This is a genomic window from Chryseobacterium jejuense (genome assembly GCF_900100075.1).
GTDB lineage: Bacteria > Bacteroidota > Bacteroidia > Flavobacteriales > Weeksellaceae > Chryseobacterium > Chryseobacterium jejuense.
Genome location: NZ_FNEG01000005.1, coordinates 124764 through 149392 on the forward strand (window position 1 = coordinate 124764; position 24629 = coordinate 149392).

Genomic DNA, 24629 nt, shown 5'->3' on the forward strand with positions numbered 1-24629 from the left:
TTCTAAACAAGTGAATTAAGAAATGCAAAATTGCTAAAAAAGTTTGATTTTTGGATGTTAAAATTATTATAATTTTAAATAATCCCTCAATATTCTCTTTTGTGGGAATTTAGGCTTGATAATCAGTGGGTAAACTTTTGAATATATTGGATTCTTTTAGCCTCAGAAATGCCCAATACCTGCTGAATATAAGCATCTGTAGAGCCATATTTTTTATTGATCTCTTCAAAAGCTGCATCAAGGTATCTTTTTTCTACCCAACTTAATTTTTCGAGAACCTGTAAATCCATCTTCGGATAAAGAAAATGCAAGTTATTGGCTAACCGTAACCTTTTCTCTACCAAAGGTTTTCTGAAGTTATTAGATAACAGGTACTCATTATAGATCGTTTCTTTGTCAAACTTCAATATCGTCAGGATTAAAGCTGTAACAATTCCTGTTCTGTCTTTTCCCGCAGTACAGTGGTAAAGAATCGGTTTCTCCGATTCCATAATCTCCGTAATGATGGTTTTTATGATCTCTGGATTTTCCGTAACGTATTCACGGTAGAAATCAATCATTCTTTTGTCTGCATCGGAAGCATTTACTTTTCCTTTCAGAACAAGTTTTCTTGCCTGTGACAACTGATCGCCTTCGTCTTCAAAAGCGGAATATTTCTTATACGCGATCCTATCCGGAAGCTGATCCGGACTCTGAGAAATTTCTTTTGAATTTCTTAAATCTATAATTTCTGTGATCCCTAATTGTTCGATCTGAGCAAAAGATTTCTTTTTAAGCTTATGAAGATTGGCACTTCTGTAGAACATTCCTTCTTTTAAAGCTCTTCCTTCGGTATTTTTAATATTGCCTACTGCCCGGAAATTATGAACCTTTTTGATTGTAAGAGCTTTTTCCGTTTCATTTTTACCGTATTCCGGGGTTTCAAAATGCTGTGTTTTGCATGAGAATATACAGCATAATGAAAGGGTAATAACCGGTATTTTGATTAATGTATTCAATAGTTTTTTGGTTTACCACAAAAGGTACGAAAGTTTTTGAATATTTAAGCTTTTGTACCTTTTGTAGTTTAAGATTTATTTTAAGTTTTGGCTAAAGCCAATGGACTTTATTTTATTTTTATTAAACGGGCTTTAGCCCGTTTCTATTGATAGTGATTCTGCAAAAATCACATTGTATTTTTTTGGGATACCCCTTATATATTGTTAGTATATGCTTGGATATTCTATTTCGTTTATCCCGACAAAAAATAACACATCTCCAGATTCATATTCTACCGAAACTTCATCTTCAATCGCGAAATTACGGGTTCCTATCCTTGAAGTGATACTTAAACTTCCGTTTGTTAAAGGCCAATTGAGTCCTTTGGTTGTAATATTATTCACTGATGGAAAAGGATAAAGGGAAATCATTTTATTCTTTACTCCTTTCAATGTAAAATCGTTTGGAATAAAATAATATTCTGAAAACTCATCATAGAATTTAATTTTCATGCGATCTTTGAAAGCATAGGCAACGGTAAGATTTCCAAGAAAGTGGTCCTGTTCTCCTCCACTTCCACCAAAAACATCAACTACTGAAAATCCTTTTTCCAAAATAATTTCCAACGCCTTATGAAAATCTGTTTTATCCTGATCTAAAGTAAGGATAAATTTATCCTGATACATGTCTTCATCCGATCCGGAATGGGAATCAAAATCACCCGAAATAAAGTCTAGTTTGTCCAGAGCAAAGCCCATTCTTTTAAGATAGTGAAAAGCGCCGTCTGTACAGGCTATCAAATCATAACTTTCAGGATTGGGTAAAGATTTCGGAGCATCTCCGTTGATGAAAAGTAATACTTTATCTCTCATTCGGGTTCCAGTATTCTTCCGGTTCGTTGTTCAATTTTGAGATGTATCTTGCCAATACGAAAAGATAATCTGATAATCTGTTTAAATATTTAATAAGTTCAGGACGTACTTCTTCAGCCTCATTTAAGAATACCAATGAACGCTCTGCTCTTCTGCAGATGGTTCTTGCTGCATGTAAGAATGTTGCAGGTTTTCCACCTCCGGGAAGAATAAAGTACTGAAGGGGTTCCAGTTTTTCTTCAAAAGAGTCCATCCATTGCTCCAGTTCTTCAATTTCTGTTTCTGAAATAATGATCGGAAGACGTGATTTCCCATTTGCCAGCATCAGTTTATCCACTGGTGTTGCTGCTTCAGAACCTACTGTAAATAAATCAAATTGAATTTTTTTCAATTGTCTAAGAACTTCTTCATCTTCAATATGGCTTTTTGCAATTCCGATGAAAGAATTCAACTCGTCTATATTTCCATAGCTGTCCACTCTTGCACTGGCTTTGGAAACTCTTGTTCCGCCGTATAGTGCCGTTTGGCCTTTATCTCCTGTTTTTGTATAAATTTTCATACTACTAAAATACCTTTTTTTGTACAATGTGAAAAGTAAAATGTAGTAATAAATCCCTATTCTATCTGAAAAAAATGATTAACTGACATTAGAAATTAATGTCAGTTAATATTTGCATAGGTGGGTTTTGTACCTTTCGATATGGTTTACTCTTTGTTAAGCATAACAAAGCGAATGTTAATTCCTTTATTTATAGATTAAAAAGTATAATTAACATTGAGCTGAAAAATTGTTCCGTTAAATCCAAACTGATTGACCTCCCAAGGATATTTGAATCTTCCTCCAAGATCTGTTACTACATCTCCTTTGCTGTCTATTATATCTGGATAAATATTAAATAAATTATTTACGACTCCGGAAACTTTAAGGTCATTCGTGATTTTATATGTTAAAACTATATCTGTAACTACCTTACCAGAAAATGTCTGATCTTTGGCAGGATCAGTAGCATGCTGCCAAGTAACAGAACCAAAGTAAGTATTATTAAGATTAAAGTTAAACTTTGAAATATCATACGAAAGACTAAGAATAGTTTTTGTTTTTGGCCTTGCAGAGGTAATTCTGGATTGTTCTTTTCTATCAAAAAAGTTTTCTGAGTAGCCATTTCCAGCCAAAATACGAGGAACTGCAATATTATCTACTATTTTAGTTTCGTTATAATTGAAAGCAGCAATAATTCCCAATCTTCCTTTACCAATAGCGGAAGTATAATAATTAGCTACAAAATCTACTCCTTGAGTAACTGTATTTACAGCATTGGTGAAAAACTTCAAGGAAGTTATTTTATTATTGTCTAATATTACTTCCACAGGGTTTGTTGTATCAGGACTACCCGGAGCACCGGTTTTATAACCAATATCTCCTGAGAAAAGTACTCGGTCTTTAATTTTTATTCTATAATAATCTGCTGTAATAGTCAGATTTTTAAAAGGTTTCACGGCAAATCCCGCAGTAATATTAAAAGCTTTTTCAGCATTTAATTTTGGTACTCCAAGATCAGATCTTACAATTTGAGAGTCATTATTAAAAGTACCCTGATTAGCTACAGTATTCCCTGTAATTTTGGTTTGAACATTAGAATAATAAATCTGGTGTAATGAAGGCGCGCGAAATCCTGTAGAAACAGATCCACGGAAAACTAATTTATCATCTAACAACTTATATCTTGCATTTCCTTTCCAGGAAACATTATTTCCAAAATCACTGAATTTTTCATACCTCACAGTTCCTCCAAGTAACAAGTTTTTTGTAATATCCCATTCAGCATTCACATAAGCTCCGATATTCTGACGATTTTTATTGACTTCATTTTGAGGCTGCAGTCCCGGAAATGATTCTGCACCAGTTCCTATATAGGATGCTTCCTCTCCTGCCTTTGCCTGATAGTTTTCATTGCGTACTTCAACACCACCTCCTAAAACAAACGTACCAAAATTCCGGTTGATATCAATGTTTCCTATAATATTACTAAACTGATGACCACCTGCTTTAAAACGGGTGGGTGACTTTGCACCCAAAGATGTATTAATAGTATTTCCTACAACATAATCTACTGCATTAGAGCCAAAGGTTGCACTCCCATCAAAACTCCATTTTCCAAACATACCTTTCCATCCGGAGGTTAAATTATAATCATAAACATCTGTTTTGAATTCTGGTTGAAATCCATTATAAGACTGTCCTTTTGGAGTTAACAAACCAAAATCTGAAGTTACCCAATAGGGTGTTCTATACAAACCATAACTAGTTCCATTCCTATAAGTTGTTCCTCCAAAAGCATAAAATTTGCCTGTTTCACCTGTTGGTAATTCAAAATTCACAAACATATTGGCAACTTTTGTTTCCGGTTGCCCTATAGTCATTCCTAAGCCAGGATTAGCTTGCGTCCAGGCATTCTCTACTCCAAAAAGCGCATCTTTTGTAGTAGATCCTGCACGGTTTGTTTTATTTTGGGAAGAATACCCCAATGTAAGGTTCAAACTTCCATTTTTTGCAACTCGGATTCCTGTATTAAAATCTGCTCCGATATTAAAGCCGTCTCCTTTTGAAGTAATCCCTGAAAAAAGATTGACTGTACTTTTTCCAACGCTGTTCTTAAGAATAATATTAATTACTCCTGCAATAGCATCAGAACCGTATTGTGCAGATGCACCATCTCTCAATACCTCTACATTCTGTAAGGCAGCAGATGGAATACTTTTCAGATCCGTCCCTACCTCACCTTTTCCCGGTGTATCATTTACATAAATTAAAGCACTTTGATTTTTTCTTTTCCCATTAACCAACACTAATGTTCTGGAAGGCCCTAACCCTCTTAAATCTGCAGGATCAAAATGAGCCGTTGCATCAGAAACAGTTTGCTGTGATGAATTAAAAGAAGGCACAGCATATGTCAAAGCTTTATCAAAAGTAATCTGCCCTGTAGATTTTAACTGTACAGCTGAAATATTATCAATAGGAATTGCAGAGGTAATTATGGTTCTGGGTTTAGTTCTCCCCGTAGTAACCACAACTTCATCTATATTGTTTTCTTTTACAGTTTCCTGAGCATATGCCATAGTACCAGCTCCGCTAAGCACTAATGCATAGATTTTTTTTTTAAAGATTTTCTTTTTCATGTCAAGTATTAATAATTAAATAAATTTAGAAAAAAATTAAACACAAAACATGAAAATCAAATATATGATATAAATTTTACCACCAACTCGACAAAACGTTATTGATTTACAAAAATAAAAACTAATTAAAAGAGTATAAAATTGCTTATTTATAATCTAAAAAAGAAACATAGCAATAACTTACTATTCAACACGAAAAATAATTAACTTAAATTACGAAAAATAATGATTTTATTTTTTCTGATGAGTAATTTCAATAGATTGAAATTGCTTTACCTATAGCAATGACCATAAAAAATGGCCGGCAAAAGCCGGCCAATACAAATTATTTATTTACCTCTACGTATTGTATGATGGTCTGATTTTTTGGATTGTAGATCATTGTACTACTGTTGGGAAATCTCTTCAGCTTATAATATTGAATACTTTTATCCGTTTTAATATCTTCTAGAAAGCTAGTATCAAAGGTATTATCCGGAAGAAACTTTGCAAGAAGGCTTATCTTACTAATAATGCTTTGTCCATCAATTTTTCTTGCTGTTTTATCTGACTTTCCTTCATTAGTGGTCGTCTGCTTTTCTAAAAAAGGAAGCACTACTGCGATGTCTGCTTTATATTTAAAGATATATGCTTCGGTACCGGTGGGAAGTTTTATTTTTTTCCCTTTCTCTTCTGAAATCATATCAGATCCAGCATTAGGAAAAACGGTATTGAATTTTACATCCTCAGAATTGGTTAATGAATTAATAGATTCATTAACTGTTTTTTTAACAGTTTCTTCTACCGCTTGCTGAGCTTTCTGCTGTACCTTTTCTGTAGTTTCCTGAAATGTCTGGTCTATTTTTTCTTCAATTTTATTACATGATACTAATAAAAAAGTGGCCATAACAGGCAAAATATACTTCTTCATAATTCTAAATAATCATTTTCTTTTTATTAATATACTTCTCTTAAACGGAAAAGTAGTCTTCAATATTTTAGCAAAGAAATAAAATATTTTTTCAGCAGCAAAAATCCTACTGACAAACTGTTGTCATCACCTGCTCTTACCTTTGTATCAACAATAACAAACAAAAACGATACATTATGACAACTACAGCAACTGCAACCAAGCAATTCATGACTACTGAGCAATTATTAAAGGACTGGCAAGGGCACAGAAACCTGACAAGAAGAGTAGTTGATGCTTTTCCTGAAAAAGAATTATTTGAATTTTCAATTGGTGGAATGAGGCCTTTCTCTAAAATGGCAACGGAACTTCTCAATATTGGTGGAGTTGCCCTAAAAGGAATCATTGAAAACAATATGGAAGCATACAGCGAGGAGGGAATTAATCCAAAGACTAAAGAGGAAATCCTAAAAAAATGGGATGAAGAAACTGGGGTCATCAATCATTATTTCAGACAAATTACTGAAGAGCGTTTTCAAGAGACTTTTAACTTATTCGGACAATATGAGTTTCCGGTATATGAGAATATCCTTTATTTCATAGATAATGAAATTCACCACCGTGCACAAGGATACGTTTATTTAAGAGCTTTAGGTATTGAACCGCCTTTCTTCTGGGAGAGATTCTAATAAAAACAGTTTAATAAACCATTTCATCTATTACCAATAAAAGTCAATCCACCTCAGCAGTTCTCTGCTGGGGTTTTTATTGATGTCTGTCCATCATTTTGACAAGAATTTCATTCATTCTTATACGAAGACTTTCCGGTTCAAGAATCGTAGCATAATCTGCAAAAGTGATAACCCATCTTGGGAATCCGTCATTGATCCATTCTGTTTCAAAAGTAAGTTCCATTCCCTGATCGGTTTCTACTTCTTCAACCAAACCGTAGTATTTTTTGGAATTGACGAGATGAGCCATTATTTTTTTATCTACCAAAAGTTTGGCTTTGACTTTATTTCCGTGTGACTTTCTGTAATCGTTAATCTGACCGTATTCCTGTAAAAAAGGAGTTTGTGTTTTAGAAATTTGTAGAATTCTGTCTACCCTAAACTGTCTAAAATCTTTCCTCAGCGTACAGTAGGCCATGATATACCAGAAATTAAACTCAAAGAAAATCCCTACCGCTTCAATGGTTCTGTTGGTTACTTTTGAATCTACCGTTTGATATTCAATATTCAGCTGTGTTTTCTCTGCAATACTTTCCAGAATAATAGGAATTACATTCTTTAGAGAATTTCCCTCTTTCTGTTGGGTATGAAAATTAAAAACATCAATCTGTTTTTCAATATTCTGAATCAGGTTTTTATCTGAATGTCTCAACACAGAACGTACCTTTTCCATGGCGGTCTGATAGTGACTTCCCAAACTCTGATGAGAAAACTTCTGCATCAGCTTTTCGGCAGTAATAAAACTCAAGACCTCTTCTTTAGTAAACATCACCGGTGGAAGTTTGTACCCATCCATCAGAGAGTAGCCTGTTCCTGCTTCTCCAACGATTGGAATTCCTGCATTCTCAAGCGTTTTTACATCCCGATAAATAGTTCTTACACTGACATCGAATTTTTCAGCCAGATCTTGCGCCCTTACTACAGGTTTAGACTGCAATTGGGTAAGAATAGCTGTTACGCGGTCGAGTTTTTTTAGATAATGGTCGTTCATGAATTGAGAGTTGTTGACTGAAAAAGTAAGTCAACAAAATTATTAATTTTCTTTAAGAGTATTCACCAGTTTATCGAGATTTAGGCTTCGTGCTGAAGCATCAAAGATTTCACGATAAGTGCCTTCTTTGTTATAAAGTTCATCATGAGTTCCATTCTCTACTACTCTACCTTTTTTCATCACATAAATTGTATCCGAATCAAGGATTTGAGATAATGAATGGGAAATAATGACAACAGTTCTCCCCTCTTTAATGGCATCCAGTGAATTTTTAATCTGTTCTGTGGCAATAGCATCAAGACTTGCCGTAGGTTCATCCAGAAATATAATCGGTGGATTTTTCAGAAACAGTCTTGCAATCGCAATTCTTTGTTGCTGTCCTCCTGAAAGCTGAGTTGCATCATGCTGATAGCCGGTAGGAAGATCCATAATCTGATCGTGAAGATATGCTTTTCTTGCTGCAGCCTGAATTTCTTCAAAATTGGCATTCATATCACCATAACGGATGTTGTCTTCAATGCTTCCCTGGAAAATATGGTTTTTCTGAAGAACAAGCCCCAGATCACTTCTCAGAAATGTGTTATCATATTTATTTAAATTAACTTCATCCAACAGAATTTCTCCAGAATCCGGCAGATAAAATTTACATAGAAGATTAATGATTGTTGATTTTCCAGCTCCGCTTAATCCTACCAATGCGGTTGTTTTCCCGTTTTCAATTTTCATGGAAACATCATGTAAAGCATGCGCTCCGTTAGGATAAGAAAAGTTTACATTTTTAAGTTCAAAAGTTCCTTTAATTTTTTTCTCTACAAAATCTCCGTTCGGTTCTGTTTCATTATCGGCATTAAGAATATCAAAATAACCTTCTGCATAAATCATTGCATCATTCATATCATCATAAATCCTGTGCAATTGACGGATGGGTGCCGATACATTGTTGAACAGCATAATATGAAGCATAATAGCTCCAATAGTCATCTGCTGATCCAATACCAGATAAACTGTTAGAAGAATGATTAGAACCACCCCGAATTGCTCAATGAAGGTTTTTAATCCGTCATAAATAAAATTGGTTCTTCTTGTGAACATCTGGCTTTCCATCAGCTGCATCTGGAGGTCATATTGTTTTTTGCCTTCAAATTTTTCACGGACAAAACTTTTAATCACCATAATGGAGTTTACCAGATTCAAAAGGCCGGAAGTTTTCTTTTCTCTCTGATTTCTGAGCTGTCGACGTACTCCGCTCAGTTTTTTAGCCTGTAATGAGCTTATGTAAAAATAGATTGGAACAATGATCGTTGAAACTGCTCCCACATACACATTCTGCATGTACATAATGATGAGCGCAATGATTGCGTTGGAAAAAAGCGGAAGAATATCAATGAAGAAATTCTGTACAAGTTTTGTTAAACTTTCAATTCCACGATCTATCCTGATCTGTAATTTTCCTGATTCATGATTTTCATCATTAAAGTAAGCTACACGATAGGTTAAAATTTTGTCGATTGCGGATTGTGCCAAAACAGAACTGACATTGATCCTTATTTTTTCTCCATAAAATTTCTGTCCGAAGTTGATGAAAATATTCAATAATTCTTTTCCCAGTAAAATAATGGAGATGATGATCAGGATGTGAATTCCTGCCGTCATCGGATCTGGAAGATGGGTCAATTTGGTCACCTCATCTACTGTATATTTAAGAACAATAGGGTTTACCTGTGCTGCCAGAGCTCCAAGAAAAGTAAGAAACAATGTCCCGTAGATCATGAGTCGGTAAGGTCTGATGAATGGAACAAGCTGCTTGTAAATTCCGAATAAAGTAACTGTTCTGTTGAATGGTTTTGCCATAAGGAAATGATGTTAAGTAAAATTAGCCCTTTTTTCAAAAACAACCTATAAAAAACAGATCAAACCTATTTCTTATTAGTTATTGATCGAAATATTTAATTGTTGTATTTTAAATACAACAATTAAATATTTTTTGTACATTTGCTTCAACATTAAAAAAAATATCAGATGAATACTAAGCAAAAAGAACTCGTAAAAGCAACAGTTCCAGTTTTAAAAAGCAATGGAACAGATCTGACAAAACATTTTTATACCAGAATGTTTAAGCATAATCCTGAATTAAAAAATATCTTCAATATGGGAAATCAGGCTAGCGGCAAACAGCAAAATGCATTAGCTGGAGCTGTCCTTGCCTATGCTGAAAATATTGAAAACCCAGAAGTTCTTATAAATGCATTAAAATCTATAGGAAATAAACATGTAAGTCTAAATATCACTCCAGAGCAATATGATATTGTGGGCTTACATTTGATCTCATCTATAAAGGAAGTATTGGGGGAAGCTGCGAGTCCTGAGCTCATTGAAGCGTGGATAGAAGCCTATAATGAACTAGCCCAAGTGATGATCTCCATAGAAGATGAGATCTATCAATCGACATTGAGCAAAAATGGAGGCTGGAAAGGCTGGAGAGAATTCATCATTGCAGAAATCGTTGAAGAAAGTACAGAAATAAAATCTTTCTATCTAAAGCCAAAAGATGAGAAAGCAATAGCAAACTATCTTCCTGGCCAATTTATTTCCATAAAAACTTTTATTCCTTCATTGGGGCATGAGCAGCCAAGACAGTATAGTTTATCATCAGCATTTTCCCCTGATCATTATAGAATTTCCGTAAAAAAAGAAAAAAATAAAGATTTACCAGATGGTATGGTATCCAACACGCTTCATCAGAAAAATATAGGTGATGAGATATGGGTAAGTGCTCCTGCAGGCATTTTCTATGCAGACCCTAATTCAGAAGATCCATTAGTATTAATTAGTGGTGGAATAGGTGCTACTCCATTATTAAGTATGCTGGAAACTCAAAAGAAAACGTTGCAGAACAATACTATCATCTGGCTTCATAGCTGTAGAGACGAAAAAGTACATGCATTCAGTGATCATATAGAAGATCTTAACAGAAACAATTCATGGTTAACAACTCATATTTTTTATGAAACAGTTGATCGAGACTCTGAAACGATAAAAAAAGGGAGAATTGACTTACATAAAATGAAAGAGGAAATTCTGATTGATAAAGCAAAGTATTATATTTGTGGGCCCGAAGCTTTTATAAAAGCACAATATAATTCTTTAATAGAACTTGGTATTGGCAAAGAAAATATCCTTTATGAAGAATTCGGTCCTCAATTACTTCATTTAAATTAATCATCAATGAAACTGAACCACTTTACAGATTATAGTTTGCGGGTTTTAATATATCTGAATCAAAATAATAAGATAAGAAGCTCTTGTTCTTTAGATGAATTATCAGAGAAAATGAACATATCCCGTAATCATCTTATTAAGGTGGTTCAGTTTCTCGCTCAAAACAGTCTAGTCATTACCAAAAGAGGAAAAAGTGGAGGAATAACTATCTCTGAAAAGGCCAATAAAACAGGACTGGGCAGTCTTATAGATCTATTAGAACAAGATGATACTCCAATTATCAATTGTACTTCGAAACCTTGTGTATTTATTTCATACAATTGTAAATTAAAATCTTTTCTAGATGTTGCTTACCAGGCTTTCATCACCAGTATGAATCAACATTATTTATCTGATCTTGCTTTTAATAATTGGGAAATCATATTCAATTCTCAAAAAATTGATTCATGATCATTTTTACAAAGAAGTTCTACTGCAACTGAAATTAGCCTTATCTCTACTCATTGAAATCACCTACCCTTCATACATATACGTCGTAAGATAATGAAGCTCCGGCTGGCTTACTTTTTTAGATTCAGCTTCTGCCTGTTCCAAGGAATATTGAGAATTGATTTCTTTTTTCTGAAACACAAATGAATTGTTGGCATTTTTATCCACTACTTCACTAAAGATATGCTCAATCTCTGAGTTACCTAATGAAGCAAAACTGACATCTTCAAAACCATACATCAGCCTCAGATTATCATACTCTTTGAAGTTTTCATCCACGAATCCCTGTAGGTGAGCTTTTGAATCAAAATTCCCTGCCCAGATGTTGTAAGCGTATTTTTTCTTCTTCGGTTTATCTAAGATGCTTTGGTATACAAAGTTTTCTCCAAGATAAGCTTCTCTTACCTGTGGATCATTGGCTAAGTCTTCCGGAAGACCTTCTTTAAGGATCTTTCCTTCAAACATAATATACGTTTTGTTGGTAATAGCAAGCGTTTGCTGTACATTGTGGTCGGTAATCAAAATTCCGATATTTTTATCTACAAGACTTCTTACAATCTTTTGAATATCCTCTACCGCAATAGGGTCTACTCCAGCGAAAGGCTCATCCAGAAGGATAAAGTTTGGGCTTGTAGCCAAACAACGGGCAATCTCCGTTCTACGTCTTTCTCCTCCGGAAAGAAGATCTCCTCTGTTTTTACGAACATGCTGTAAAGAAAACTCTTCAATCAGTTCATCACATTTGATTTGCTGTTCACGTTTGGAAAGTTTTGTCAACTGCAATACTCCCATGATGTTTTCCTCTACAGACAGTTTTCTGAAAACCGAAGCTTCCTGTGCCAGGTATCCGATTCCTTTTTGGGCTCTTCGGTACATAGCATCTGTAGTAATCTCCTGCTTATCCAGGAAAATTTTTCCTGAAGTAGGCTTAACCAACCCTACGATCATATAAAACGATGTAGTTTTTCCTGCTCCATTAGGACCAAGCAAACCAACAATTTCTCCCTGCTGAACCTGTACAGAAACGCCTTTTACAACTTTTTTAGGACCGTATTCTTTGATTAAGTTTTCTCCGCGTAAAATCATAAGGCAAATATATCAAAAATATAAATTCTCTTTACATCAATATACACTTTGTTTATCTGAAAAATCTAAACCTGTCACTTCCAAATCATTGTAACTTTTCATGATTTCAATCTACTTATACTATACAAAATCAATTACAAATACTAAGAAATGGAAAATTACGGTTACACAAAAACAGAAAATACAGGAAACCAACAACAGGCGAATATTCCTTACCGTTCAGAAAAAAAGCTCCCTGCGGCTCTGTTGGGTATTCTTGTAGGCTGGCTGGCTTTAAATAAATTTTATCTTGGATATACCAAAGAAGGAATTATTCAAATTGTTCTCAACATCGTTACTTTGGGAGCGGCTTCCATCATTCCTTTTATCGAAGGGATTCTATATCTGTTTATGAGTGATAAACAGTTTGATGACACCTATGTTTACGGAAGAAAAGGTTGGTTATAATTAAATATCAATATCATGTGATATATTTTCATTAATTTAGATTGACTAATTAATAAAATAATCACCATGAAAAAATTAACAAAAAAAGATTTAAAACAAATCAAAGGAGGTTATTATTATACCTATCCTGATAAAAATGGGAACTGTTTTCCTGGATGGTATCTGTGTCCAACAAAAATTTGTCTTTTAGCCCATCCCGACAATCCTATACACCCTGAAGATCCCTTCTGTCAGGGAAGATAAATAAAATCATGTCCAAATAAGTCATATAAAATGCTGTCTCAATGAGGCAGCATTCTTATTTTTTATCATGAATTAATAAGGCAAGCCATATGACTAATAATTCATAGATAACAGATACCGTATCCATGTTTCAAAACTTGAATTCTTACCCGTCTCTTCACTTCTTTGAAGACACCATCCATCTTTTGTTTGGATGACAAACAGTTTGATAATTATCTATCAAAAAAACACATTTCCCTTCAAATATCAACACCATGTGACATATTTTTACTATTTTAGGCTCACAAACCAATAAAAAATAATTATCATGAAAAAATTAACTAAAAAAGATTTAAAGAATATCCATGGCGGAAATATCCGTTTTCCTGATTCGCAAGGCAAGTGTCCCTTCGGCTGGTATCTATGCCCTACCAATGTCTGTGTGGATGATAAAGGCGGAGAAAGTCCTATTCATGAAGGACATCCTCATTACAAAGCATGTTTTGGATAACAAAATAGTATTACATTATACAACAAAAAAGCTGCCTCATTGAGACAGCTTTCTTATATTTTATCAAATTAATCTGGACAAGCTACATGATTGATTGTACATGGATGCCAAATACCTTTACACAGCATACCGCAATTCGGGTCATCAATGATTACTTCTCCTCCTTTAATTCCTTTCAATTGGTTTCTTTCGATCTTTTTTAAATTTTTCATAATTATCTATTTTAATTTTTAGAATTCTAATATAAGAATATTCTCCATATAAAGAATTATTATGAAAATATTTTAATAATCTTGTTAAAAAAATAGACTGCCTTACTGACAGTCTATTTTTTATGTATAGGTAATTCTTTTATCTATTTAAAATCATTGCTGCTTCCTTAGCAAAATAAGTGAAGATCATATCGGCACCTGCTCTTTTGAAACATGTAAGATTTTCAATAATAGTTTTATCATTATCAAGCCATCCGTTCTGAACTGCCGCTTTTACCATTGCATATTCTCCACTTACGTTATAAACAGCAATCGGAAGATCAATAGCTTCACGTACTTTAGCAACGATATCCAGATAAGGAAGCCCCGGTTTAATCATAATAACGTCCGCTCCTTCGTCAATATCTTTAAATACTTCATTCAAAGCTTCACGAGAGTTGTGAAAATCCATCTGATACGTTTTTTTATCTTTCGGAATTTCAACATTTTCTTTTGGAGCACTGTCTAAAGCACTTCTAAAAGGTCCATAGAAAGAACTTGCATATTTTGCAGCATAACTTACGATACCAACATCTGTAAACCCGCTTTCTTCCAATGCTTCACGAATCACCTGAACTCTGCCATCCATCATATCACTTGGTGCAACAAGGTCTGCCCCTGCTTCTGCATGAGATACTGACATTTTTGCCAATGCTTCGTTGGTAGCATCATTTAAAATTTTTCCGTTTTCAATAATTCCGTCGTGTCCGTAGATTGAATAAGGATCTAAAGCAACATCAGGCATCACCACCATTCCCGGAACTGCATCTTTAATCGCTTTGATTGTATTCTGCATCAATCCGTTTTTGTTCCATGCTTCTTTTCCGGTATTGTCTTTCAGATTTTCAGACACCTTCATGTACAAATTGACAGCTTTTACGCCTAAAGAAAATAATTCCTTACATTCTTTTACTGTTAAATCTATGCTTCGCCTAAAAATTCCCGGCATCGACGGGATCGGTTCCTGCATGTTTTCGCCCTCCATTACGAAGATCGGCATTACAAAATCATCAGTTGTAAGCACATTTTCTCTTACCAAACTTCTGATAGATTCATTAACTCTAAGTCTTCTATTTCTTGAATGTATCATTTTGGAATACTTTTTGAATAAGTTTCTACAAATTTACTATAAGTTATACAAAAAACTATTGTATGAAATTGTAGAATTTGTTATATTTGTTATATATATTCGAGAAATTATAAATTTGATGAAAAAACTTTTACTTTTATTTCTATTTGTAGGCGCTTTTGTTGGATTTTCCAACAATTTACAAGCTCAGCTTAGAGAGCCGAGTTCCATCAATCAGAAAGCTGATGATGGTGTTTTGCTTGCCTATCCAAATCCTGCAAAGGATTTCCTTATCATTAAGGCAAAAGATTCTTCTTTAAGAATCAAAAGTGTGACTTTTTATTCTATTTTGGGTATGCAGGTTGCCAACTATACAGTCAATATGAACTCCGGAGAGATTAATATTGAAAAATTAAAACCCGGAAAATATCTGATTCGTTATATTTTGAGCGACAATACGCAAAAAGTTACTCAAATCGTGAAACAATAAATTAAGATCCTGATAATCATCAGGATTTTTTCTTTTATACCAATCTCGTTTAATATTTCCGTAACTTTAAGGACTTTTTTATACTAATTGTAAAAAACAACTTAATGCTAAAAGCTGAACATATTAAAAAGACCTATAATACTGGAAAAAAGGTCGCATTGGATGATTTCAGCATCCATGTTCCTAAAGGAAGTATTTACGGACTTTTAGGGCCCAACGGAGCCGGAAAAACCTCATTCATCCGTATCATTAACCAAATTACCCAAGCAGACTCCGGAGAGATTCTAATCAATGGACAAAAGCTAAACCCAAACCACATCAAAGATATCGGTTATATGCCTGAAGAAAGAGGGCTATACAAAAATATGAGTGTGGGTGATCAGATTCTTTATTTTGGGGAACTGAAAGGAATGAGTAAAAATGACGCTCTGAATGAAGCAAAAAAATGGTTTGACAAGCTAAATATCGACCAATGGTGGAAGAAAAAGCTTTCCGAATTATCTAAAGGAATGGCCCAAAAAATTCAGTTTGTGGTAACCGTACTTCACAGACCTCATCTTTTAATCCTTGATGAACCTTTCTCAGGCTTTGATCCTGTAAATGCCAACTTAATAAAAGATCAGATCATTGATCTTAAGAATAACGGAACCACCATTATTCTTTCGACTCACAGAATGGAGAGTGTAGAGGAAATGTGTGACTATGTGGCATTGATTAACAACTCCAAGAAGATTATTGACGGAAGAGTTTTTGATGTAAGGGAAAAATTCAAAAAAAATATTTTTGGAATTACGCTTTCTGAAGTGAACAATGAACAATTGGACATCTTCAGAAATAAATATGAGATTTTCAACTTTTCCAATGAAAACAGTCTAGTTTCTTTTGACCTTAAAAATGAAACGGATCAAAACAATATTCTTCTTGATCTTGTACATGTAGGGAAAGTAAGATCATTTGATGAGAGAATTCCAAGTATGAACGAGGTATTTATTAACGCTGTAAGTAACCATTCTTAATTTTATGAAAAATATTTTTTTAATTACAAAGAGGGAATTTCTTACTCAGGTTAAGAAAAAATCCTTTATCATATTGACTTTATTGGCACCTGTTATGATTATTGCTTTTGGGGCAGTAATTGGATTAATGTTCAAAGCCAATGAATCACACAGCGTTATTGAAGTGGTTGACAAAAGTGGTTTATTCACCAATCAGCTGAAATCAAATGATAAACTGAATTATGTATTTGTTTCTGCAGCAGATGAAAATTCTAAAATCAATAATTTAAAAGGAAACGAATCTCTGGATGGAATTTTAATTTTACCAGAATTACAAGGTCAGAATTATGAAGAGCTAGAAACGGGAGCAAGGCTGGTTATCAATAGTAAAATGGGTTTTGATACAAAACAAAAAATTGTTTCCGATATTTCCAATGTTGTTAAAAAGGAAAAAATCAAACAATTAGGGATCCAGGAAACTCAATTGAATGATCTTGATAAAAGTTTCAGTCTGAAGACCATTAATGTTGCAGACAATAATAAGGAGGATTCTGACCTTACTTTTGGCGTTAAATCGGGGCTTAGTATGGTTTTGATGTACGTTACCTTCATGTTTATTATTATCTATGGAGTAAGGGTAATGCGAAGCGTTTTGGAGGAAAAGAACAACCGTGTTGTAGAAATTATCATTTCTTCTGTAAAACCTTTTGAACTGATGATGGGTAAAATTCTTGGGGTAACAATGGTTGCTCTTACCCAGTTTCTGATCTGGATCACCATGTCTGTAATTGGAGCTTTGGTTTTAAATACCGGATTCTCTCCTCTACAACAGAATGTTCCCGGTGCCAGTGAGCAAATTACCAGTAAATTGGATATGGCGCAGCTTGCTACTCAGATTTCCCACAGTTTATTGGAGCTGAATTTCCCACTGATTATTTTTGTATTCATTGTTTTCTTCCTGTTAGGATATATTTTCTACAGTTCTATTTATGCAGCTATTGGTTCTGCAGTAGATAATGAAACAGAAACTCAGCAGTTCACTTTATTTGCGATCTTACCATTAACTCTGGGAATGTATGGAAGTTTCTCATTAATGAATAATCCTGATGGCCCAATGGGCTTCTGGTTATCAATTATTCCATTTACTTCACCGGTGGCCATGATTGCCAGAATACCTTTCGGAGTTCCGGCTTGGCAGATAGCTTTATCTATTGTGCTATTATTGGCGACCACGGTCTTTATGATATTCCTAGCTGGAAAAATTTATCGTGTAGGAATTTTGATGTATGGAAATAAGGCTACCTTAAAGGAGCTTTGGAAATGGATTAAAGGCTAGTTCAGAAAGCTAAAAAAAACTTAAAAAGGGCAAATTTGCAGATCTGTGAATTTGCTCTTTTTTATATAAAGCCACGTCTTCTGAATTACAGAGTATATGGTGAAAAATAAAGATCCACCTATTTTTAATTTTATTTGGAAAATGAAGAGAGAGATTTAAGTTTGACGCAAAGTTTTAGCATCTTTATAGTATACTTTTTTAAGGAAGCAAAGGTGGAATCAATTTCATTGATTCTTTTTAAGCGAATGGATCATCATCTAGTTTTATCTGTGTTTTAACTAACCTTTCTTATTAGTTACCAACATATTCCTTTCATGGATTTAATTCAAAAAAAATCCCGGAAATTACTTTCCGGGATTTCTTATTTATATTCTGAATAAAATTATTTATTTGAATATATAGCTTAAGGTAAGAGCTATCACCTGTTCAGACTTTTTCTTATCTGTACCTTTGGTTTCTTTTTTAAGACCAGGGTAAGTATCTCCAAGGCCTAAGTCATATTTTAAAGCTACTTCAAGTTGTCTCTTATAGCTATATCCTACTCCTAGTCCTATTCCCCAGTTAAAGCTGTTTGCTTTTCCATTGACCCCTGAAGGTTGGGAAGGATCAGTAACATCCGGATCATAATAAGGTCTGTTTGCGGGAACATCTTTAACATTTTGGCTTAGTAAAAAGTTAAATCTAGGTCCCAATAGTCCAAAGAATTCAGATTCTGCTTCTGAAAAGTACCCTTTGAAATAAAGAGGTACACTCAGATAGTTATTAGCATATACTGCATTATAACCATCCATGTTCTTAGCATCACTATCTTTACCTGTTTCTCCTCCTCCATAGTATAAAACTTCAGGCTGAATATAAAACTGGTTTGCCTTTCCTATGGGAATTAAAGCCAAAGCTCCACCTTGGAAGGTGTATCTTGGACCTGAAGGATTATGGGCATTAGATACTCTGGAATAGTTTAATCCAGCTGTAAGTCCAAATCTTGTGTTTTTCCACTGCACCTGTGCAAAGGATAACGTAGAAAGAGCTAAAGCTGAGGTTAATAAAAGTTTTTTCATATTTATTTGGTTTTATATTATCCTAGGATCTTCGCTACAGTAGCACCGATATCAGCAGGAGAATCAACAACGTTGATACCATTCTCTCTCATGATTTCCATTTTAGCCTGAGCTGTATCTTCTGCACCACCTACGATAGCACCAGCGTGTCCCATTGTTCTTCCTTTTGGAGCTGTTTGTCCAGCAATAAATCCTACAACTGGCTTAGTAGATCCACTAGCTTTATACCATCTAGCAGCTTCAGCTTCTAATCCACCACCAATTTCTCCAATCATTACAACAGCTTCAGTTTCAGGATCATTAATAAATAATTCCAAAGCTTCTCTTGTAGTAGTTCCGATAATTGGGTCACCACCGATACCGATAGCTGTAGAAATACCGTAACCTGCTCTTACAACCTGATCAGCAGCTTCGTAAGTAAGAGTACCTGATTTTGAAACGATACCTACTTTACCTTTTTTGAAAACGAAACCTGGCATAATACCAATTTTAGCTTCTTCAGAAGTAATAATTCCAGGGCAGTTTGGTCCGATTAATCTGCAGTCTCTATCAGCAATATAAGATTTTACTTTTACCATATCAGCTACAGGAATACCTTCAGTAATACATACAATTACTTTAATTCCTGCTTCAGCAGCTTCCATGATAGCGTCTGCTGCAAATGCCGGTGGTACGAAAATAATACTTACGTTTGCTCCTGCTTTTTCAACAGCGTCAGCTACTGTGTTGAATACAGGCTTTCCTAAGTGCTCGCTTCCTCCTTTTCCTGGAGTAACACCACCTACTACGTTTGTTCCGTATTCAATCATCTGACCAGCGTGGAAAGTTCCTTCGTTCCCTGTAAATCCTTGTACAATTACTTTAGAATCTTTGTTTACTAAAATTGACATTTTATTGTTGTTTTAATTTATTTATTATTTTATTAATGCTCACAAATTTACTCAAATTTCTTTGATTTTGGACAAAACCTTTGGAATTGTTTATTTGAGATTTCTCAGTTTTACTTCTTTTTTCAGGTAAGTCTTGAAATCTTCGGCAAACATTCCGATATAGGTACCTTTTTCAAGGTCTCTGTTCACTCCGGTTTTACCTAAAAGTACAGATCCGCTCTCGATTTTATTTCCAGAAGCGATACCCACTTGCCCCCATAAGGTTACTTCATCTCCAATCACACAGCAACCGGCAATTCCAACCTGAGAAGCTATTAAACATTTCTTCCCGATGATAGTGTCATGCCCTATCTGAATCTGGTTATCCAAAACAGAACCTTCTCCTACCACTGTAGAATCTGTAACACCTCTGTCAATGGTACATCCATTTCCTATTTCCACGTTATTTTCGATCACTACATTACCTACGGAGATCAAACGGTCAAAGTTCCCATTCAGTTTCCTGTAATAGAAAGCATCACCTCCCAACACCGTATTGGACTGAATGATGACATTATCTCCGATAACCGTTCTGTCACCAATCACTACATTAGGGAAAATTAAAGTATTTTTTCCAATTTTCACATTGTTTCCGATTACTGCAGAGGAATGAATTCTTGTTCCCTCTCCTATTTCAGCATCATGAAGCTCTTCTGTAAAGTTGTAAATTCTTGTAAAGTGGGTATTGATTTTATTAAAGTCTCTGAAAGGGTCATCAGAAACCAGAAGCGCTTTGCCTTCAGGGCAATCTACTTCTTTATCAATCAAAATAATGGTAGCGGCAGAGTTGAGTGCCTTATCGTAATACTTGGGATGATTCACAAACACAATCTCTCCCGGTTTCACCATGTGGATTTCATTGGAACCCAAAACTTCAAAGTCTTCCGGGCCAACAAATTTTGAGCCTATTAAATCTGCGATTGTTTTAAGCTTTTGTGGAGAATGGAATCTCATAACAATAGATTTTCTTATAAAACAAAATTCGGACTGCTAATGCAAACCGAATTTATGTAAATTTTATTTATTCTTTTACTCTTTCTAAGTAGCTACCGTCTTCAGTACTTACTTTAATTCTGTCTCCCGGCTCAATGAATAAAGGAACCATTACTCTTGCTCCTGTTTCAACGATTGCGTTTTTAAGAGCGTTAGTAGCAGTGTTTCCTTTTACACCTGGATCAGCTTCAATAACATCCAGATATACAGACTGTGGAAGTTCAGCAGAAAGTGGAGTTTCATCAGCTTCTTTCAAAATGATTGTTACTTCTTCACCTGCTTTCATCAAGTTTGAGTTTTCAATCATTTCTTTATTTAAATATAGCTGAGAAAAATCGTCGTTATTCATGAAGTGGAATCCGTTCTCATCATCATAAAGATATTGGAACTTTCTGGTGATTACCTTTACTTCTTCAATTTTGTGTCCTGCAGAGAATGTATTATCTAATACTTTTCCGTTTGTCACAGATTTTAGTTTTGTTCTTACGAAAGCAGGTCCTTTTCCTGGTTTTACATGAAGAAACTCAATTACTTTAAAAATATCATTGCTAAATTCGATGCAAAGACCTTTTCTAATATCGTTACTTGTTGCCATTAATATATATTATCTTTTTTTACTTAGTTATTAGCACTTTTAGTTGCTGTCTTTTCCTGTTCCGTATCCCTTTACAATACCTCTTGGAGAGTTTTGGATAAACTGAAGGATTTCATCTCTTTCAGCTGTAGGAAGCATTTCTTTTTCAATATATGCCAACGCTTGAGAAACATTCATCTTCATTTGGAAAATAGCTCTGTAAATCTTTTGAATTTCAAAAATCTTCTCATTGGAAAAGCCTCTTCTTCTAAGACCTACTGAGTTAATACCAGCATAAGAAATAGGATCTCTTGCCACTTTCACATAAGGTGGAACGTCTTTTCTAATTAAAGACCCTCCTGAAATCATGGTATGTTTTCCAATTTTACCAAACTGTTGAACGGCAGATAAACCTCCCATTACAGTAAAGTCTCCGATTTCAACATGTCCTGCAATACCACAACCATTGGCAATAATCACATTATCTCCTATGATACAGTCATGGGCAACGTGGGAAGTAGCCATAATAAGGCAATTACTTCCTACTTTGGTATACCCTAAAGCTTTTGTTCCTCTATTTACTGTTACACATTCTCTTAAAGTAGTATTATCTCCAATAATAGTCTTTGTATCTTCACCATCGAACTTCAAGTCCTGAGGGATTGCAGAAATTACAGTTCCAGGAAAGATTTTGCAATCTTTTCCTATTCTTGCACCTTCCATGATGGTAACGTTAGGACCAATCCATGTTCCTTCTCCAATTTCTACGTCACCTGCAATTGTAGTAAATGGTTCTACAATTACATTTTTGCTGATTTTCGCACGTTTATCTACGGCTGCTAACTGATGAATCATTTAATCAACTTTATTTTTTGCAACTTGAGCCATAAGCTCTGCTTCTACTGCCACTGTGTCTCCTACATATCCGTACCCCTGCATGTGTACAATACCTCTTCTGATAGGCTCTATCAATTCAATTTTGAATATAAGGGTATCTCCTGGAATTACTTTTCTCTTGAATTTCACTTTATCAATCTTGATAAAATAAGTAGAATAGTTTTCAGGATCCGGAACGCTTGCTAACACAAGAATACCCCCTGTTTGAGCTAATGCTTCTACCTGAAGTACTCCCGGCATTACAGGCTCCTTAGGGAAATGTCCAACGAAGAAAGGTTCATTCATTGTTACATTTTTTAATCCTACTACATGAGAGTCTGAAAGTTCAAGAACTTTATCAATTAATAAGAACGGAGGTCTGTGAGGCATAAGCTTCATAATTCCGTTGATATCGAATACCGGTTCTTTTGTTAAATCAAAATCCGGAACGTTTTTCTTTTTCTGCAATTTCCACTGACGATTTAGTTTTTTCGCAAACTGAGTATTTACGAAATGGCCTGGTTTGTTGGCAATTACCTTACCCTTAATTTTCACTCCTGCCAAAGCTAAATCACCAATTACATCAAGTAATTTGTGTCTTGCCGCTTCGTTAGGATAGTTTAGGTTAAGATTATCAAGAATACCGTTTGGTCTGATGGATACATTATCCTTACCAAAGGCTTTTTTCAATTTTTCTGTAGTTTCCGGAGTAAGATCCTTATCTACATAAACGATCGCGTTGGAGATATCTCCTCCTTTGATCAATCCGTGATCTAAAAGCATTTCCAATTCATGTAAGAAACTGAATGTTCTTGCTGAAGAAATTTCGTCTTTAAATTCGGAAATATTTTTAAGCGTAGCATTTTGAGTTCCTAAGACTTTAGTCCCAAAATCTACCATTGTAGTTACTTCGTAAGTATCTGAAGGAATGATTGTGATCTCTGAACCTGTAGCCGGATCACTGTAGGTAAGAACTTCTTTTACTACAAGATATTCTCTGGCAACATTCTGATCTACTACTCCTACACTTTCGATAGCTTCTACAAAATATTTTGAAGATCCATCTAAAATAGGGGGCTCAGAAGCATCCATTTCCAACACTGCATTGTCTATATCACAGCCTACTAAAGCAGCCAAAAGGTGCTCACAGGTGGTAATTTTTACGCCAAGCTTTTCTAATGTTGTACCTCTTTCTGTTGCTACTACATAATTAACATCAGCTTCAACCTGAGGATTGCCCTCTAAATCGGTTCTTACAAATACAAATCCCGTATTTTCCTTTGCGGGTTTGATGGTAAGTTTTACTTCTTTACCAGTATGAAGGCCTATTCCAGAAAGAGTTACCTCTTCCTGAAGCGTTTTTTGCATATCACTCATTAGTATTATCTTTTGAGTTATTCTCAAGATTATTTATTCTGTTGACTATTCCAGGTAGATTTCTGAAATGAACATAGCTTCTTAAATAGTCATTATAGCTAATTGCTGGTGAACCATATAAGGTTTCTCTATCGTTAACACTGGAGTTCACGCCACTCTGAGCCTGAATCTTCACCTGGTTTCCGATTTTGATGTGTCCAACAATTCCTACCTGACCTCCAATTTGATTCCAGTCTCCGATAGTAGTAGAACCTGCAATTCCTGCTTGTGCAGCAATTACATTATTCTGTCCTATTTTCACGTTATGAGCAATCTGAATCAAATTATCAATTTTTGTTCCTTTTCCAATGATAGTAGAACCAATGGTTGCTCTATCAATACTACAGTTTGAACCAATTTCTACATCATCTTCAATGATTACATTTCCAAGTTGTGGAATCTTTTTGAATCCCTCAGCTGTAGGCTGAAACCCGAAGCCATCACCTCCTACTACTGTATTAGAGTGAATAACACAATTATCTCCAATGATACAGTAATCATAAATTCTGGCGCCGCTGTCAATTTTACAGTTTTTACCAATTTTTACTCCTTTACCAATATATACATGTGGATAAATTTGTGACCCATCCCCAATTTTAGCTTTCTCGGAAACATATGTAAATGCTCCTATATAAACTTGATCCCCTATTATAGCTGAATCATGAATGGATGAACCATCCTCAATTCCTTCTTTTCTTCCTCTCATCTCCTGATATAAGTTCATCAGGACTTGAAAAGATAAATAAGCATCTTTTACTACAATTAAGGTAGGGTTATAACTATTTTCATTCAGAAGTTTTTCCGAAACGATGATTACGGAGCATTTTGAGGTATCTAAAAAATGAGAAAATCGATCCTGTGCTATAAAAGAAAGATGCCCTGATTCTCCATTTTCAATTGGAGAAACCCCTGTAATAAGTGCATTCTCATCACCTATTATTTTTCCGTCAATAAAACTTGCAATTTGCGAAGCTGTGAATTCCATATTCTGCAAAGATAAGAAATTCTATAATTTGCAAACATTTTTTGA

At 34.7% G+C, this 24629-nt stretch carries 25 protein-coding genes and 1 pseudogene; 9 read left to right on the forward strand and 17 right to left on the reverse strand.

Features of this window, described 5'->3' with window-relative positions:
* Positions 1 to 122 precede the first annotated feature (122 nt).
* From BLS98_RS15695 to BLS98_RS15715, 5 genes are all read right to left on the reverse strand, one after another.
* Positions 123 to 998 carry a tyrosine-protein phosphatase gene (locus BLS98_RS15695; RefSeq protein ID WP_089737465.1) on the reverse strand — a complete coding sequence of 292 codons (876 nt, stop codon included), beginning with the start codon at positions 996 to 998 and terminating at the stop codon, positions 123 to 125.
* A 204-nt stretch (positions 999 to 1202) separates the two neighbouring features.
* On the reverse strand, positions 1203 to 1850 hold the full coding sequence (locus BLS98_RS15700; RefSeq protein ID WP_089737466.1) for a thiamine diphosphokinase: 648 nt from the start codon (positions 1848 to 1850) through the stop codon (positions 1203 to 1205).
* Positions 1840 to 2409 (reverse strand): cob(I)yrinic acid a,c-diamide adenosyltransferase, encoded by a 570-nt coding sequence (locus tag BLS98_RS15705; protein WP_089737467.1) that lies wholly within the window; start codon positions 2407 to 2409, stop codon positions 1840 to 1842. The genes BLS98_RS15700 and BLS98_RS15705 overlap by 11 nt, the downstream gene beginning before the upstream one ends.
* 197 nt (positions 2410 to 2606) lie before the next feature.
* Positions 2607 to 5027, reverse strand: a complete 2421-nt coding sequence (locus BLS98_RS15710) for a TonB-dependent receptor plug domain-containing protein (RefSeq protein ID WP_089737468.1) — start codon at positions 5025 to 5027, stop codon at positions 2607 to 2609.
* 325 nt (positions 5028 to 5352) lie between these two features.
* Positions 5353 to 5937, reverse strand: coding sequence for a hypothetical protein (locus BLS98_RS15715; protein ID WP_139166139.1), 585 nt, complete (start codon positions 5935 to 5937; stop codon positions 5353 to 5355).
* Between the two features lie 176 nt (positions 5938 to 6113).
* On the opposite strand from BLS98_RS15715, the gene BLS98_RS15720 reads away from it, so the two are divergent.
* A complete protein-coding gene (locus BLS98_RS15720; RefSeq protein ID WP_089737470.1) occupies positions 6114 to 6605 on the forward strand; it encodes a DinB family protein in 492 nt (163 codons plus the stop codon).
* 76 nt (positions 6606 to 6681) lie between these two features.
* Here the strand turns inward: BLS98_RS15720 and BLS98_RS15725 are convergent, their stop codons facing one another.
* Together BLS98_RS15725 and BLS98_RS15730 are read right to left on the reverse strand one after the other, a co-directional pair.
* The gene (locus BLS98_RS15725; RefSeq protein ID WP_089737471.1) at positions 6682 to 7638 is read right to left on the reverse strand and encodes a helix-turn-helix transcriptional regulator; all 957 of its coding nucleotides are present in this window, start codon (positions 7636 to 7638) and stop codon (positions 6682 to 6684) included.
* 42 nt (positions 7639 to 7680) lie between these two features.
* Positions 7681 to 9408 (reverse strand): ABC transporter ATP-binding protein, encoded by a 1728-nt coding sequence (locus BLS98_RS15730; protein ID WP_089737837.1) that lies wholly within the window; start codon positions 9406 to 9408, stop codon positions 7681 to 7683.
* Between the two features lie 249 nt (positions 9409 to 9657).
* On the opposite strand from BLS98_RS15730, the gene hmpA reads away from it, so the two are divergent.
* Both hmpA and BLS98_RS15740 read left to right on the forward strand, forming a co-directional pair.
* Positions 9658 to 10857 (forward strand): NO-inducible flavohemoprotein, encoded by a 1200-nt coding sequence (gene hmpA / locus BLS98_RS15735; RefSeq protein ID WP_089737472.1) that lies wholly within the window; start codon positions 9658 to 9660, stop codon positions 10855 to 10857.
* A 6-nt stretch (positions 10858 to 10863) separates the two neighbouring features.
* A complete protein-coding gene (locus BLS98_RS15740; RefSeq protein ID WP_089737473.1) occupies positions 10864 to 11307 on the forward strand; it encodes an RrF2 family transcriptional regulator in 444 nt (147 codons plus the stop codon).
* A 399-nt stretch (positions 11308 to 11706) separates the two neighbouring features.
* On the opposite strand, the pseudogene lptB reads toward BLS98_RS15740, so the two are convergent.
* Positions 11707 to 12432 (reverse strand): annotated as a pseudogene (gene lptB / locus BLS98_RS15745) (LPS export ABC transporter ATP-binding protein); the annotation flags it as partial.
* Positions 12433 to 12582: 150 nt separating this feature from the next.
* Between lptB and BLS98_RS15750 the strand changes: the two are divergent.
* The 3 genes from BLS98_RS15750 (at position 12583) to BLS98_RS15755 (ending at position 13612) form a co-directional block, all read left to right on the forward strand.
* Positions 12583 to 12879, forward strand: coding sequence for a TM2 domain-containing protein (locus tag BLS98_RS15750; protein WP_089737475.1), 297 nt, complete (start codon positions 12583 to 12585; stop codon positions 12877 to 12879).
* Positions 12880 to 12945: 66 nt separating this feature from the next.
* Entirely contained in the window at positions 12946 to 13122 is a 177-nt protein-coding gene (locus tag BLS98_RS23095) for a bacteriocin (protein WP_139166140.1), read from the forward strand.
* Positions 13123 to 13429: 307 nt separating this feature from the next.
* Positions 13430 to 13612 carry a hypothetical protein gene (locus BLS98_RS15755; RefSeq protein ID WP_089737476.1) on the forward strand — a complete coding sequence of 61 codons (183 nt, stop codon included), beginning with the start codon at positions 13430 to 13432 and terminating at the stop codon, positions 13610 to 13612.
* Positions 13613 to 13680: 68 nt separating this feature from the next.
* Here the strand turns inward: BLS98_RS15755 and BLS98_RS23395 are convergent, their stop codons facing one another.
* Entirely contained in the window at positions 13681 to 13824 is a 144-nt protein-coding gene (locus BLS98_RS23395) for a bacteriocin-like protein (RefSeq protein WP_167356243.1), read from the reverse strand.
* Between the two features lie 139 nt (positions 13825 to 13963).
* On the reverse strand, positions 13964 to 14953 hold the full coding sequence (gene hemB / locus BLS98_RS15760) for a porphobilinogen synthase (RefSeq protein WP_089737477.1): 990 nt from the start codon (positions 14951 to 14953) through the stop codon (positions 13964 to 13966).
* A 118-nt stretch (positions 14954 to 15071) separates the two neighbouring features.
* Here hemB and BLS98_RS15765 point away from each other — a divergent pair, with 118 nt between their 5' ends.
* The 3 genes from BLS98_RS15765 to BLS98_RS15775 all read left to right on the forward strand — a co-directional run bounded on the left by BLS98_RS15765 (position 15072) and on the right by BLS98_RS15775 (position 17753).
* Complete coding sequence (locus BLS98_RS15765) at positions 15072 to 15422, forward strand: T9SS type A sorting domain-containing protein (RefSeq protein WP_089737478.1); 351 nt, start codon at positions 15072 to 15074, stop codon at positions 15420 to 15422.
* Positions 15423 to 15526: 104 nt separating this feature from the next.
* The gene (locus BLS98_RS15770; RefSeq protein ID WP_089737479.1) at positions 15527 to 16438 is read left to right on the forward strand and encodes an ABC transporter ATP-binding protein; all 912 of its coding nucleotides are present in this window, start codon (positions 15527 to 15529) and stop codon (positions 16436 to 16438) included.
* 4 nt (positions 16439 to 16442) lie between these two features.
* Positions 16443 to 17753, forward strand: coding sequence for an ABC transporter permease (locus BLS98_RS15775; protein ID WP_089737480.1), 1311 nt, complete (start codon positions 16443 to 16445; stop codon positions 17751 to 17753).
* Between the two features lie 386 nt (positions 17754 to 18139).
* Here the strand turns inward: BLS98_RS15775 and BLS98_RS15780 are convergent, their stop codons facing one another.
* The 7 genes from BLS98_RS15780 to lpxD form a co-directional block, all read right to left on the reverse strand.
* Positions 18140 to 18811, reverse strand: a complete 672-nt coding sequence (locus tag BLS98_RS15780) for a porin family protein (RefSeq protein ID WP_089737481.1) — start codon at positions 18809 to 18811, stop codon at positions 18140 to 18142.
* A 17-nt stretch (positions 18812 to 18828) separates the two neighbouring features.
* Entirely contained in the window at positions 18829 to 19701 is an 873-nt protein-coding gene (sucD, locus tag BLS98_RS15785; RefSeq protein WP_002977143.1) for a succinate--CoA ligase subunit alpha, read from the reverse strand.
* Positions 19702 to 19791: 90 nt separating this feature from the next.
* Entirely contained in the window at positions 19792 to 20694 is a 903-nt protein-coding gene (locus BLS98_RS15790; protein ID WP_089737482.1) for a UDP-3-O-(3-hydroxymyristoyl)glucosamine N-acyltransferase, read from the reverse strand.
* Between the two features lie 67 nt (positions 20695 to 20761).
* The gene (efp, locus tag BLS98_RS15795; RefSeq protein WP_089737483.1) at positions 20762 to 21328 is read right to left on the reverse strand and encodes an elongation factor P; all 567 of its coding nucleotides are present in this window, start codon (positions 21326 to 21328) and stop codon (positions 20762 to 20764) included.
* A gap of 39 nt (positions 21329 to 21367) precedes the next feature.
* Positions 21368 to 22162, reverse strand: coding sequence for an acyl-ACP--UDP-N-acetylglucosamine O-acyltransferase (lpxA, locus tag BLS98_RS15800; protein ID WP_089737484.1), 795 nt, complete (start codon positions 22160 to 22162; stop codon positions 21368 to 21370).
* On the reverse strand, positions 22163 to 23560 hold the full coding sequence (locus tag BLS98_RS15805; RefSeq protein WP_089737485.1) for a bifunctional UDP-3-O-[3-hydroxymyristoyl] N-acetylglucosamine deacetylase/3-hydroxyacyl-ACP dehydratase: 1398 nt from the start codon (positions 23558 to 23560) through the stop codon (positions 22163 to 22165).
* Positions 23553 to 24584 (reverse strand): UDP-3-O-(3-hydroxymyristoyl)glucosamine N-acyltransferase, encoded by a 1032-nt coding sequence (gene lpxD, locus BLS98_RS15810; RefSeq protein WP_089737486.1) that lies wholly within the window; start codon positions 24582 to 24584, stop codon positions 23553 to 23555. Before lpxD ends, BLS98_RS15805 begins: the two co-directional genes overlap by 8 nt.
* Positions 24585 to 24629: the final 45 nt, after the last annotated feature.